The 12998-nt window shown below is 70.8% G+C and carries 14 protein-coding genes; 8 read left to right on the forward strand and 6 right to left on the reverse strand.

Translation table 11 applies throughout. The annotated features are described in order from the left end of the window. Positions 1 to 57 precede the first annotated feature (57 nt). The gene (locus ACIA77_RS11640) at positions 58 to 591 is read right to left on the reverse strand and encodes a helix-turn-helix transcriptional regulator (RefSeq protein ID WP_395885775.1); all 534 of its coding nucleotides are present in this window, start codon (positions 589 to 591) and stop codon (positions 58 to 60) included. A 196-nt stretch (positions 592 to 787) separates the two neighbouring features. Between ACIA77_RS11640 and ACIA77_RS11645 the strand changes: the two genes are divergently transcribed. Together ACIA77_RS11645 and ACIA77_RS11650 are read left to right on the forward strand one after the other, a co-directional pair. Beyond that, positions 788 to 1627: a helix-turn-helix domain-containing protein gene (locus tag ACIA77_RS11645; RefSeq protein ID WP_395885776.1), complete on the forward strand. Its 840-nt coding sequence runs from the start codon at positions 788 to 790 to the stop codon at positions 1625 to 1627. Then, entirely contained in the window at positions 1627 to 1818 is a 192-nt protein-coding gene (locus tag ACIA77_RS11650) for a DUF397 domain-containing protein (RefSeq protein WP_395885777.1), read from the forward strand. The genes ACIA77_RS11645 and ACIA77_RS11650 overlap by 1 nt, the downstream gene beginning before the upstream one ends. A gap of 94 nt (positions 1819 to 1912) precedes the next feature. Here ACIA77_RS11650 and ACIA77_RS11655 read toward each other — a convergent pair whose 3' ends face one another. Next, complete coding sequence (locus ACIA77_RS11655) at positions 1913 to 2809, reverse strand: LysR family transcriptional regulator ArgP (protein WP_395885778.1); 897 nt, start codon at positions 2807 to 2809, stop codon at positions 1913 to 1915. A gap of 70 nt (positions 2810 to 2879) precedes the next feature. Here ACIA77_RS11655 and ACIA77_RS11660 point away from each other — a divergent pair, with 70 nt between their 5' ends. The 5 genes from ACIA77_RS11660 (at position 2880) to ACIA77_RS11680 (ending at position 7805) form a co-directional block, all read left to right on the forward strand. After that, positions 2880 to 3491: a LysE/ArgO family amino acid transporter gene (locus tag ACIA77_RS11660; RefSeq protein WP_395885779.1), complete on the forward strand. Its 612-nt coding sequence runs from the start codon at positions 2880 to 2882 to the stop codon at positions 3489 to 3491. Between the two features lie 75 nt (positions 3492 to 3566). Next, the gene (locus ACIA77_RS11665) at positions 3567 to 4016 is read left to right on the forward strand and encodes a MarR family winged helix-turn-helix transcriptional regulator (protein ID WP_395885780.1); all 450 of its coding nucleotides are present in this window, start codon (positions 3567 to 3569) and stop codon (positions 4014 to 4016) included. Further along, positions 4013 to 4834: an ABC transporter ATP-binding protein gene (locus ACIA77_RS11670; RefSeq protein ID WP_395885781.1), complete on the forward strand. Its 822-nt coding sequence runs from the start codon at positions 4013 to 4015 to the stop codon at positions 4832 to 4834. The genes ACIA77_RS11665 and ACIA77_RS11670 overlap by 4 nt, the downstream gene beginning before the upstream one ends. Beyond that, on the forward strand, positions 4794 to 5615 hold the full coding sequence (locus tag ACIA77_RS11675; RefSeq protein ID WP_395885782.1) for an ABC transporter permease: 822 nt from the start codon (positions 4794 to 4796) through the stop codon (positions 5613 to 5615). Before ACIA77_RS11670 ends, ACIA77_RS11675 begins: the two co-directional genes overlap by 41 nt. A gap of 69 nt (positions 5616 to 5684) precedes the next feature. Beyond that, positions 5685 to 7805 (forward strand): transglycosylase domain-containing protein, encoded by a 2121-nt coding sequence (locus tag ACIA77_RS11680; protein WP_395885783.1) that lies wholly within the window; start codon positions 5685 to 5687, stop codon positions 7803 to 7805. Positions 7806 to 7874: 69 nt separating this feature from the next. Here ACIA77_RS11680 and ACIA77_RS11685 read toward each other — a convergent pair whose 3' ends face one another. Together ACIA77_RS11685 and ACIA77_RS11690 are read right to left on the reverse strand one after the other, a co-directional pair. Beyond that, positions 7875 to 9344: an aldehyde dehydrogenase family protein gene (locus ACIA77_RS11685; RefSeq protein ID WP_395885784.1), complete on the reverse strand. Its 1470-nt coding sequence runs from the start codon at positions 9342 to 9344 to the stop codon at positions 7875 to 7877. Between the two features lie 110 nt (positions 9345 to 9454). After that, positions 9455 to 10426 (reverse strand): AraC family transcriptional regulator, encoded by a 972-nt coding sequence (locus tag ACIA77_RS11690; protein ID WP_395885785.1) that lies wholly within the window; start codon positions 10424 to 10426, stop codon positions 9455 to 9457. 111 nt (positions 10427 to 10537) lie between these two features. Here ACIA77_RS11690 and ACIA77_RS11695 point away from each other — a divergent pair, with 111 nt between their 5' ends. Beyond that, entirely contained in the window at positions 10538 to 12202 is a 1665-nt protein-coding gene (locus tag ACIA77_RS11695) for an AMP-binding protein (protein ID WP_395885786.1), read from the forward strand. Here the strand turns inward: ACIA77_RS11695 and ACIA77_RS11700 are convergent. Together ACIA77_RS11700 and ACIA77_RS11705 are read right to left on the reverse strand one after the other, a co-directional pair. Further along, positions 12162 to 12566, reverse strand: a complete 405-nt coding sequence (locus ACIA77_RS11700) for an ATP-binding protein (RefSeq protein WP_395886195.1) — start codon at positions 12564 to 12566, stop codon at positions 12162 to 12164. The genes ACIA77_RS11695 and ACIA77_RS11700 overlap by 41 nt on opposite strands. Before the next feature lie 32 nt (positions 12567 to 12598). Continuing rightward, complete coding sequence (locus ACIA77_RS11705; protein WP_395885787.1) at positions 12599 to 12988, reverse strand: STAS domain-containing protein; 390 nt, start codon at positions 12986 to 12988, stop codon at positions 12599 to 12601. Positions 12989 to 12998: the final 10 nt, after the last annotated feature.

A 12998-nucleotide genomic window follows, 5' to 3' on the forward strand; every position in this document is an offset into this window, starting at 1 on the left:
ATCGTCGAACCCGGCCGCCGCGCCGCCGTCGGGGTCCGCGGCGCGGCGACCGGGAGCTCAGGGGGCGAGGGCTTGCTCCCGTTCCAGCCGCAGCTGGAGCGTGTAGCCGAAGAACCGGGCCAGCACCATCACGTTCGTAAACGCGGCATCCGCGGCCGCCGGGTTGGTCTCCAGCCGCCACAGCGTGATCGGCCGCAGCCCGAGCGCGGCCGCGAACTCGTCACGGCTGTGCCCGGCTTCGCGGCGCAGCCGGTGCAGGTTCCGCTGCAGCCGCCACGCTTCCGCCATGCCGTGCGCGTCCGCGCACACCTCACCGTGCGGCATGCGGTCACGCCACGGCTGCCGCTGCTCACCCGGGTCGTCCTCGACGAGCAGCACCCGCACCCGGCTCCCCAGCTGCCGCGCGTACGCATCGAGAAGCGGCAACGTGCTCGTGGTCAACGCCCGCGACGTGTACGCGTGGATGGTCGGCGCCCCCACCCCGAGCGCCCGGCCCATTTCCCGGAGTCCCCAGCCCTGCGCCACGCGGATCTCGGCCAGCCGCTCCGTGGCGGCGTGGAACTGGTCGAGCACCGGCGGTCCCGCGGTCACCGCGCGGCCCGGAAACGCCCGGCGTCCTGCCGCGCTTCCGCACTGCTTGCCGGGATGTCCGGCCACCTGAATCGCACCGCCATGCCGCTCTTCCTCCCCACGATCCGTGTCGCATCGCCTACACTGAGACAACATCACAAGATCTGCAATTTATGCAACTTGTGAGCTGATGCATTCCCCGAAAGGATCAATCCGCATGCCCGACAAGCCCGGTCTTCGGCGGCGTCGACTGGTCGGAGCCCTTCGCCGGCTGCGCGAAGAAGCCGGCCTCAACCTCACCCAGGCCGCGCAGGCTGCCGGCTTCAGCGAGGCGAAGCTGTCGCGGGTGGAGGCGTTCAAGAGCTCGATCAACGGCGACGACACCTACGCCCTGGCAACCGCCTTGGGCGCGGACGAGGCCACCGCGAACGCACTCGTGGTGCTCGCGAGGAGCGCGAAGCAACGCCTGTGGTGGGACTCGCATCTCGGTGAAGGACTCGGATCTTTCAGTCACTTCCTCGAGCTTGAGAGTGATGCAGTAGGAAGCCGGCAGTACGAATTCGACTTGATCCCGGGACGACTCCAAACACCCGAATACGCCCACGCGGTGATTCGCCACATTCGACCGGAGGTCGAAGACGACGAAATCGATGCACGGGTGCAGCTTCGCCTCGACCGGCAGACGCGGATCACCACTCCCACCTGGTACATCGTCGACGAAGCAGCGCTGATCCGACCTGTGGGCGGACCGGAAGTGATGGCAGACCAGCTCGACCATCTGGCGGCGGTCGCGAACAAGCCGCGAACCACGCTGCAGATCTTGCCGACGAACATCACCGGACATCCCGCCATGGGGACTGCGTTCTCTCTGTTCGAGCTACCGGACGGCGCTGTGTACGCCACCCAGGACACTCTCACCGGCGGAATCTACCTCGAAGATCGCGCCGATGTGGCTGTGTACGAAGCTGCCTGGAGCCGGCTCCAGGCGATCGCCCTCGACTTCGACCGCAGCACTAAGGTTGTGCGGCAAGCAAGGAACGATCATCGGAGCACGTGATGAGCGACAAGTTCGCTGGCCGGTGGCACAAAGCCACCTTCAGCAATGCCTCGGGCAACTGCGTCGAGGTCGCGATGGCGGGCCGTGGTGAAGCCTGGGGCATCCGGGACTCGAAGGACCCCCGCGCGGGGTACCTCGAACTGGGCGGCGCCGGGTGGCAGGGTTTGCTCGAAACGATCAAAGCGCAGTAACTCACCAGCAGTAGTTCACCACAGGAAGCCCCCGGCGAATCGTGAACGCCGGGGGCTTCCTCGTGTCCGGGGCGAGTCCGTCCACTCAGGACGGTCAGCTGCGCAGCACCTCTCCCGCGGCTTTCGCGACGGCTTCGGCGACCGTCGCGAGGGCGGGTGAGTCGAGTTTCCACTGCTGCCAGTAGAGGGGGACGTCGGCGGGCCGGTCGGGGGCGAGGTCCACGAGCGGGGCGGCGTGGCGCGGGCGGGCGGAGAGCTGGAGTTCCGGGACCATGCCCCAGCCGAGACCGGCGGCGACGGCGTCGCCGAACGACTCCGAGGACGGGACGTAGTGGCGCACCCCGCCGGTGGCCGGGCGGCGGGTGAGGCTGCGGACGAACCGGTCCTGGAGGTCGTCCTTGCGGTCGAACAGGATCACGGGCGCGGCGGGCAGGGCTTGGCGCAGCGGCCGGTCCGCGAGCCAGCGCGAGACGAACGCCGGCGCCGCGACCGCGCGGTAGCGCATGCGTCCCAGGCGCGTCGCCGTGCAGCCCTGCACGGGGTGCGGCGCCGAGGTGACGGCGGCCATCACCAGACCCTCGCGCAGGAGCGTGGCGGTGTGGTCCTGGTCGTCGCTGCGCAGGTCGAAGCAGATCGCCGGCTCGGGCGGCACGGCGGCGAGCGCGGGCAGGAACCAGGTGGCCAGCGAGTCGGCGTTCACGGCGATCGGCAGCGTCGTCGGGCCGCTGTCCGCGAGCCCGAGTTCGGCGCGCGTGTCGGCCTCCAGCCGCGTGAGCTGGCGGGCGAACCGCACCAGCACCTGGCCCGATTCGGTGAGCCGCACGGGTTTCGTCCGCAGGATCAGCACGCGGCCCATGCGCTGCTCCAGCGCCTTCACCCGCTGGCTCACCGCCGAGGGCGTCACGTGCAGCACCGCGGCCGCGCGGTCGAACGACTGCTCGTCGACGACCGCGAGCAGCGTCCGCACCTGGTCGAGGGGGAGATCCGACATCACGAACGCTAATGTTACGTAAGAATCTTGAGCTGGCCTGGTGTCGTCGGCCGCCTTTACCGTCGAAGCCGTGGTTCCCGCACTCGCGGCCGGTTTCGGCACCGGCCTCTCGCTCATCGTCGCCATCGGCGCGCAGAACACGTTCGTCCTCCAGCAAGGCCTGCGCCGCGGACCCGTCGTGCCGCTCATCGCGCTCTGCGCGCTGTCCGACGTCGCCCTCATCGCCGCGGGCGTCAGCGGCGTCGGCGCGGTCCTGCGCCGCTGGCCCGCCGCCCTCACCGCCGTCGGCGTCGTCGGCGGCCTGTTCCTGGTGACGTACGGCTTCCTCGCCGCCCGCCGCGCCTTCCGGCCCGGTGCGCTGACCATCGGGTCCGTGGAACCGGTTTCGCCCCGCCGCACAGTGCTCACGGGCCTCGCGCTGACCTGGCTCAACCCCCACGTCTACCTCGACACGGTGCTGCTGCTGGGCTCCGTCGCCGCCGGCCGCGGCGACGCGCGCTGGGTCTTCGGTGCGGGCGCGGCGCTCGCGAGCGCGGTGTGGTTCACCGCCCTGGGCCTCGGCGCCCGGCAGCTCGCGGGCCTGTTCGCACGGCCCGCCGCGTGGCGTGTGCTCGACGCGCTCATCGCGGCGACGATGACCACGCTCGGCGTCTCCCTGCTCGTCACGCAGCTGCACAGCTAGGGACAAGCGGCGTATTCACGACCAACGGGGCATTCCGCGTTGCTAATAGCTCTGAGTCAGAGCTACCTTGACGGCATGGGTATTCCTCCCGATCTCGCCGAGCGGCTGATGTCCGCCGTCCTCGGCGTGCGGCGCGTCGTCCGGCGACGGGTGCGGGCGGAGGTGTCGGGCCCGCACCTGCCCGGGGCGCAGACCGAGCTGCTGCGGGTCGTCGAGCGGCAGCCGGGAATCGGCGTCGCGGCGGCGGCGCGCGAGCTCAACCTGGCGGGCAACTCCGTGAGCACGCTGGTGAACGTGCTCGTCGAGGCCGGGATGCTGCGCCGCGAGGTCGATCCGGCCGACCGGCGCGCCGCGCGGCTGGAAGTCACCGACGCGGCGCACGAGCGGATGGCGAGCTGGCGCAAGGCGCGCACGGGCCTCGTGTCGGCCGCGCTGGAGAACCTGTCCGAAGCGGACACCGAGTCGATCGCCGCGGCGCTGCCCGCGCTGGAAAAGCTGATGGACGTCCTGAAGGAGGAGGCGTGACCGACCTCGAAACCGAACCGGCACCGGCGGTGCGGATCACGGAGCTGGCGCACTCGTTCGGCGACAAGAAGGCCGTCGACGGCGTCGACCTGGAGATCGGCCCCGGCGAGATCTTCGGGCTGCTCGGCCCGAACGGCGCGGGCAAGACGACCACGATCCGCATGATCACCACGCTCCTGCCGATGGACTCGGGCACGATCACCGTGTTCGGGGTGGACGTCGCGAAGCGGCGGATGGCCGTGCGGCGGCTGATCGGCTACGTGCCGCAGCAGCTGTCCGCCGACGGAGCGCTGACCGGGCGCGAGAACGTGGCGCTGTTCGCGCGGCTGTTCGACGTGCCGCGCTCACGCCGTCCCGACGAGGTGCACCGCGCGCTGGAGCTCGTGGGCTTGGTCGACGACGCCGATCGGCCCGTGGGTGGCTACTCGGGCGGCATGATCCGCCGGCTGGAACTGGCGCAGGCACTGGTGAGCTCGCCGCGGCTGCTGGTGCTCGACGAGCCGACGGTGGGCCTCGACCCGGTGGCCCGCTCGGCCGTGTGGGAGCGCATCACCGAGATCCGCACGCGCACCGGCATGACCGTGCTCGTGACGACGCACTACATGGACGAGGCCGAGCAGTACTGCGACCGCGTGGCGCTCATGCACAGCGGGCGCATCCGCGCGCTCGGCACGCCGGACGAGCTCGAGGCGGAGCTGGGCCCGGACTCCACATTGGACGACGTGTTCCGGGCGATGACCGGTGACGCGCTGGAGACTGAAACAGGAGGGATGCGCAATGTCCGTGCCACTCGCCGCACCGCCCGTCGTCTCGGCTGACCCGGGGCCGCTCGAGCAGCTGCGGATCCTGCTGGCGCGCATCGGCGCGATGTGCCTGGTGGAGCTGCAGAAGCTGCGCCGCGACCAGTCCGAGCTCATCACGCGCGCGATCCAGCCCGCGTTGTGGCTGCTGATCTTCGGCGAGACGTTCACCCGGATCCACGCGATCCCCACGGGCTCGATCCCGTACCTCGACTACCTCGCGCCCGGGATCCTCGCGCAGTCGGCGCTGTTCATCGCGATCTTCTACGGCATCCAGATCATCTGGGAACGCGACGCGGGCGTGCTCGCCAAGCTGCTGGTGACCCCGACGCCACGGGCCGCGCTCGTGGCGGGCAAGGCGTTCGCGGCGGGCATCCGCGCGCTCGTGCAGGCGCTGATGGTGCTCGTGCTCTCGGCGATCCTCGGCGTCGGGCTCACCGCGAACCCGCTGCGGCTGCTGGGCATGGTCGTGATCGTGATCCTCGGGTCCGCGTTCTTCTGCTGCTTCTCGATCGTGATCGCCGGCATCGTGCTGTCGCGCGAACGGCTGATGGGCATCGGGCAGGCCATCACGATGCCGCTGTTCTTCGCGTCCAACGCCCTCTACCCGGTGGCCCTGATGCCCGGCTGGCTGAAGGTGCTGAGCCACCTCAACCCGTTGAGCTACCAGGTCGACGCCCTGCGCGGACTTCTGATCGGCACCCCGGCCAACCTCGCGCTGGACTTCGGCGTCCTAGTGGGTGCGACGGCCATCGCCATCGGCGTCGCGTCCGCACTGCTCGGAAGGTTGGCCCGATGAAACACCCGATGAAACACCCATCGCCACACCCCACAGCTTTTACACGAGTCCGGTCGTAAGTTGGGAACCGTGGCAAAAGGCAAGGGGGTAGCCCCGTTCCTCGGTTTGTGCGTCCTCGCGGGCGTCCTGGTGGCGGGCGTGCTGGCCCCCGTCACGATCGGCGCGGGGGTTCTGTCCAATCAGGTCAGTGACTCCGTCGACGCGATCTCCGCGGATCTGGAGCACGCGGACCCGCCACTCGTGACGACGGTGACGGATCGCACTGGCGGCGCGATCGCGACTTTGTACTCGCAGTACCGCATTCCGGTCACCGCGGCACAGATCTCCCCCGCGATGAAGGCCGCGATCGTCGACGTCGAGGACCGCCGCTTCTACTCCGAAGGCGGCGTGGACCCGCAGGGCATGCTGCGCGCCGCGGTCAACGACAGTTCGGGCGGCGACCTGCAGGGCGCGTCGACGATCACGCAGCAGTACGTGAAGAACTACCTCATCAACGTCGTCGACCGCGGGGACAAATCGGCGCAGGAAAAGGATCGCGAGGACTCGCTGGCGCGCAAACTGCGCGAGGCCAAGATGGCCGTGCAGGTGAGCCAGAGCGTGTCGAAGGACGACGTGCTCGCCGATTACCTCAACGTGGTCGAATACACCGGCACCGTGTACGGCATCGGCGCGGCGGCGCAAGCGTACTTCGGGACCACAGCGGACAAATTGACCGTGCCGCAGGCCGCTTTGCTGGCGGGCATGGTGAACAACCCGAGCGTCTACAACCCGTACACGCATCCGGACAACGCGCTCAAGCGGCGCAACGTGGTCATCGACGCCATGGTGTCGGCGAAGTCGATCCCCGCGTCCTACGGAGCCGAGGCGAAGGCGACCTCGCTCGGTGTCGTCGGCACGGCCCCGCAGGCGCCGTCGAGCACGTGCCTGGGCTCGGCGCCCGACGCCGGTTTCTTCTGCCAGTACGCGGTGGACTACCTCGAGCAGGCGGGCTTGACCGCCGACCAGATCAACACTGGCGGCTACGTCGTGAAGACCACGATGGACCCGCACGTGAGCCAGGTCGTGAAGGACGCCGTGGACGCGAACGTCCCGACCACGCAGAACGGCGTGGCCAACACCTTCGCCGTCGTGCAGCCGGGCACCGGTGGGCACCAGGTGCTCGCGATGGTCGCCAACCGCAACTACGGCACGGACGCGTCCCAGGGTGAGACGTCGTCGAACATCGTCGCGAACGCGAGCAACAAGTTCGGCGCCGGTTCGTCGTTCAAGATCTTCACCACGGCCGCCGCGATGGTGGCCGGCAAGGCGGGGCTGAACACGCCGCTGCCCAACCCGTTCAGCAACTGCTTCACGCCGCCGAACGCGAACCGGTACACCCACTGCTACCCGGTGAGCAACGACGGCACGAGCTACCCGAACCCCATCTCGGTCGCCAACGGGCTGGCGACGTCGCCGAACGTCGCGTTCGTGGGGCTCGAATCGCAGGTCGGTATGCCGGCCGTGCTGGACATGGCCCGGAAGCTGGGGCTGCGCAACACCATGGCCACGAACGACGCCGGCAGCCCGCCCATCACCGACCCGTCGGACGCGCGGTCGAAGAACCCGCAATACGACGAGCCGCAGTCGCAGTACTTCCAGAACCTGCTGTCGTTCACGCTCGGCAACAGCCCGGTGAGCCCGCTGGAGATGGCGAACGTGTCGGCGACGCTGATGAGCGGCGGCACGTGGTGCCCGCCGAACCCGATCCTGTCCGTCACCGATCGCAACGGCCAGCCGGTGCCGGTGAAACAGGCGGCGTGCGAGCAGGTCATCCCGACGGGCGTGGCCGACACGCTGGAGGCCGGGCTGTCCCAGGACACCACCATCGGCACGTCGGCCGCCGCGGCCCACGCCGCCGGCTGGACCCGCCCGGACATCGGCAAAACGGGTACCACGCAGCTCTCGGAATCCGTCGCGTTCGTCGGTGGAGTCGACAACTACGCCGTCTCCTCCATGGTCTTCGCCGACGGCCCCCACCCGGCCGAGATCTGTCCCGGCACGCCCGTCCACCTCGGCAACTGCGGGCACGGTGCGTTCGGTGGCACGGTGGCGGCACCGCCGTACTTCCACGCGATGAGCACGCTGCTGGCCGGGGTCCCCGACACCCCGATCCCACCGCCGGACCCGCAGTACCTCGACGCGCGGAACTGACGCGAACTGGACCACGCGCCCGAAGGCGGGCGGCGGCCACACCGGCCGCCGCCCGCCGTGGGGCGCACCTCAGCCGAACAGCGGTGGCGGCAGTTCCTCCGCCAGGACGATCGACTTCAGCTGCGTGTACATGTCCAGCGTTTCCTTGCAGTACTCGCGCCCGAGGCCGCTGCCCTGGTAACCGCCGAAGGGTGAGCCGTCGACGAGGTTGAAGTACTGGTTGACCCAGACCGAGCCGGCCTGCAGGCGGTCGGCCGTGCGCATCGCGTTCTTCAGGCCCGTGGTGTAGACGCCGGCGGCGAGGCCGTACTCGACGCCGTTCGCCTGGTCGATCATGGCGTCGAAGTCCTTCCAGCGGATCACCGACAGCACGGGGCCGAAGATCTCCTCCTGCGCGATGCGGCTGGAGTTCTCCGTCTCGAACACGGTGGGCTCGATGAACCAGCCGTGCTCGCTGCCGGCGACCGAGGCGCGGCCGCCGCCGGTGACGAGCGACGAGTCGGCGCGGCCGGAGTCGATGTAGTCCAGCACGCGCTGCCCCTGCTTCTCCGACACGAGGCACCCGAGGCGCGTGGTGGGGTCCAGCGGGGAGCCGACGCGCACGCCCTCGAAGCTCGCGCGCAGCTTGCCCAGGAAGTCGTCGTAGAGGTCGTCGTGCACGAACAGGCGGGTGCCGGCGAGGCAGGACTGGCCGTTGCAGTAGGTGGCGGCGAACGTCGCGTTGTCGATCACGCGGTCGAGGTCGTCGATGTCCGGGAACACGATGTTCGGGCTCTTGCCGCCCAGTTCCAGCGACACCGGCACGAGCCGGTCGGCACCGGCGTGCGCGACGAGGCGGCCGACCTCCGCGGAGCCGGTGAACGCGAGCTTGTCGACGTCCGGGTGCGCCGTCAGCGCCGCGCCCGCCTCCTCGCCGAAGCCCGGCACGACGTTCACCACGCCCGGCGGGAAGAGCTCGGCCAGCTTCACACACAGCTCCAATGTGGACAGTGACGCGTTCTCGTCCGGCTTGAGCACCACGGTGTTGCCCGCCACGAGCGCCGGGGCGAGCTTGAACGCCGTCATGATGGCCGGCACGTTCCACGGGATGATCTGCCCGACCACACCGATCGGCTCGCGCTTCGCGATGGCCCAGCCGCCGGTGACGGGGTGGTTCCAGCCGTCGTGCGTCACGGCCGCCGCGGCGAAGAAGCGGTACTGGCCCACGGCGATCCGGTGGTCCAGCGGGGTTTCGAAGATCGTGCGGCCGATGTCTTTCGTGTCAATGGTCGCAAGCCGCTCGGCGTTGGCCTCGATCCAGTCGGCGAGGCGGTGCAGCAGCAGCGCGCGCTCCTCGGGCCGCGTCGCCGACCACTTCGGGAACGCCGCGCGGGCGGCGGCGACCGCGGCGTCGACGTCGGCCTTGCCGCCGCGGGTGATCGTGGCGAGCTGTCCGCCGGTCGCGGCGTCCACCGCCGGGAACGATTCGGGCGAGAACGAGCGGAACTCACCGTTGATCAGGGGTTCGTAGTGGGCAGCGAGCGCCGGTTCGACGGGCACGGTGATCCTCCTCCGCGGGACGTGGGTTGCTTGTCCAGCGGAGTATTCGGGACCGTGACGGACAGTCAACGCAGCGTGCGCTCCCCGTCCCCCGGCGTGCGCGAACCGGCCTATCCCCCGCGCAACGTCTCGGCCGGGCTGCACCCGAACAGCCGCCGGTGCTCGGCGCTGAACCGCCCGGCGTTGCCGAAGCCCCAGCGCGCCGCGACGGCCGCCACGGTCGTCTCCTCCGGCGAGCGCTCCCGCAGCTCCGCGTGCGCGCGCCGCAGCCGCGTCTCCCGCAGGTACGCCACCGGCGACGGCCGCCCTGCCCGCGCGAACGCCGCCTGCAGCCCGCGCACGCTCAGCCGCGCCGCCGCGGCGATCTCCAGCAGCCCGATGTCGTCTCCGGCGTTCAGCTCGACGAACGCCTCGGCCCGCCGCACCGCAGCCGGCGACACCTGCCCGGCGGGCTCGGGATCGTCGGCGGCGAACGTGCTGGGGTAGGCCTCCAGCAGCGCCGTCGCCGCGAGCCGGAAGAGCTGCGCGGCCAGCAGCGGGCTGCCGGCCATCCCGTCGGCCGCGCGCGATTCGTCCAGCAGCAGCCGGGTCGCGGTGTCCCACCGGCGCGCCGCGGCCGCCGACGCGGGCGCGCCGAGCCCGAACCGCACCGGGCGCGGCTCGTCCCAGCCGCGCAGCTCGGCGGCCACGCGTTCGAGCCCGTCGCGGTCCAGCACGGTGTTGAGCACCTCGGCATCCTCGTACCAGCGCAGCTGGTAGGAGCCGTACGCGTCCATCACCAGCGCGCCGGAGCCCGCCCCGACCAGCCCGTCGGCAGCCGACCGCACCGCGAACCGGCCCCTGAGCGGGCGCGTCACGAGCACGAAGTCGTCGAACGGCACCGGGTCCACGCGCACCTCGGCCCCGCCGTAGACGAGGTCGAACAGGCGCACCTTGGCGAACCCGCGTGAGCTCTGCCGGCAGACGAACCCGCGTGAACCGCCGACGAGGTCGAGCCGGTGCGGGCAGTAAACGTCGCTGAGCCGGGACCGCGCCTCGTCCGGATCGCGCGTGTCGACCTCGGGTTTCACGACCGCACCCATGGCCCGGCCCCCTTCGGCCGCTCTAGCGCCTTCCTGACGATCGTAAATTGTATTACAGTGGCGTTCTCCTGACGGCCGCCACGGGAAACGCCACGGGAAATGAGGTCAGCCGTGCAGCTCACGCCCAGTGCCCACGTGGATTCGTTCTGCCGGGACAACCTGCCTCCCTTCGACCAGTGGCCGGAGTTGCACTTCGACCTACCGGAACTGCACTACCCCGAGCGGCTCAACGCCGCCACCCGGCTGCTCGACGGAGCGGTCGCGAAGTGGGGACCCGACCGCCCGGCGGTGCTCTCGCCGGAGAGCAGCTGGACCTACGGGGAACTGCTCGCCCGCGCCAACCGGATCGCCGGCACGCTGAGCAGCCTGGGTGTCGTGCCCGGCAACCGCGTGCTGCTGCGCGGCCCGAACACCCCGTGGCTCGCCGCGTGCTGGCTCGGCGTGCTCAAGGCCGGCGCGGTCGCCGTGACCACCATGCCGATGCTGCGCACGCACGAGCTCACGAAGATCGTCGACGCCTCCTCCCCCACTCTGGCGCTGGCCGACCACCGCTACACCGAGGACCTGCTGCCGTTCGACCTGCCACTGATCGCCTACGGGGGCGACGGCCCCGACGACCTCGCCGCGCGCTCCGCCGCGCAGCCCGCGACGTTCGACGACGTCGAGACCGCCGCGGACGACGTCGCGATCCTCGCGTTCACCTCGGGCACCACCGGCCGGCCGAAAGCCACCATGCACTTCCACCGCGACCTGCTCGCCATCGCGGACACGTTCTCGCGCCACCTCGTGAAACCCGAACCGGGCGACGTCTTCACCGGCACCCCGCCGCTCGCGTTCACCTTCGGGCTCGGCGGGCTGCTCGTGTTCCCGCTGCACGCCGGTGCCGCCACGCTGCTCATCGAACGCGCGACCCCGGTGGAGCTCGCCGACCTCGCGGCGGAGCACCACGTCACCGTGCTCTTCACCGCGCCCACCGCGTACCGCGCGATCCTCGCGTCCGACCGGCGCCCGCTGCTGGCCGGCCTGCGCCGCGCGGTCTCGGCCGGCGAGGCGCTGCCCGCGAGCATCGCCACCGACTTCCACGAGGCCACGGGCCACTGGCTCATCGACGGCATCGGCAGCACCGAGATGCTGCACGTGTTCATCTCCGCCGCCGACGAGGACACGCGGCCGGGCTGCACCGGCCGCGCCGTGCCGGGCTACCGCGCGCGGATCGTCGACGACGAGGGCAGACCGGTGCCCGACGGCACCCCGGGGCGCCTCGCCGTCCAGGGGCCGACGGGCTGCCGCTACCTCGCCGACGACCGCCAGGCCGTGTTCGTCGAAGACGGCTGGAACCTCACCGGCGACACGTACGTGCGCGACGAAGACGGCTACTTCCACTACCGGGCGCGCAGCGACGACATGATCGTGTCGTCGGGCTACAACATCGCGGGCCCCGAGGTCGAGGAAGTGCTGATGGGCCACCCCGACGTGCTGGAGTGCGCGGTGGTCGCGGCACCGGACGAGGCACGCGGCTCGATCGTGGCCGCGTACGTGGTGCTTCGCGAAGGCGCGGACGCCGGGCCGGCGAAGGTCAAGGAGCTGCAGGACTACGCGAAATCCGTTGCGGCGCCGTACAAGTACCCGCGGCGGGTGGAGTTCGTGACCGGGCTGCCCCGCAACCCCAGTGGCAAGGTCCAGCGGTTCCTCCTGCGCCGCCGCGCGGCCGGGGAGGCCGCCGAACCCGAGCCCGTCAGCGCGAGCCGACCGGGCTCAGCTGCCACCCGAGGGTGACCACGGTGCCGTCCGCGCCACTCGTGATGTCGGCGCGGTCGGCGCTCGCCCGCAACAGCAGCAAACCGCGGCCCCGCAACGAAACGGGGTTCGGGTCGTCGACCGGCAGGCGCCAGAGCCCGTGGTCGGTGATCACGACCTCCACGCGGTCCGGGCGCAGCACCGCTTCGAGGTCGACGAGGCCGGGGTCGTCGCCGTACGCGTGGTCGGCGACGTTCGCGAGCGCCTCGTAACTCGCGAGCACGATGTCCTGCGCGAGGTCGTCCTCGACACCAGCCGCGCGAACCCACGCCGTGAGTGCGTGGCGCAACGTCCGCAGCGCACCCGGCTCGGCCACGACGCCAGGGCAGCTCAAGGGAGTCACCTCCCGCACAGCGTCCTCGGGCACGGCCACGGTCAAGCCTCCGTTCCCGCGGCCCCGCCGAGAGCCTCGTCGACGGTGGGGAACAGGCCGATCCACGTGTCGAGACCGGTGCTGGTGAGCGGGCGCGACGTCGCGTTGGACGTGGTGACCACGCGCAGGCTCTGCTCCCCCAGACGCTGGTGCGCGGCCGCCAGCACCTGCAGCCCGGCAGAGCTGAGGAAGGTGACGTCGCGCAGGTCCACCACGAGCACGTCCGGGCTGTCGTCGACCGCACCGGACACGGCCTCGTCGAGCTCCGGAGCCGTGACCAGGTCGATCTCGCCCGCCACGGTCACCACCGCGGCGGGCCCGCGCCAGCGCACGGAGACCAGCAGGTCGCCGCTGTCGCGAGGGCTGGGCACATCCGGCGGAGAAGACGTCACGGGTTCCCAT

Origin of the sequence: Amycolatopsis sp. NPDC051903 (assembly GCF_044452505.1) — a bacterium.
Classification (GTDB): domain Bacteria; phylum Actinomycetota; class Actinomycetes; order Mycobacteriales; family Pseudonocardiaceae; genus Amycolatopsis.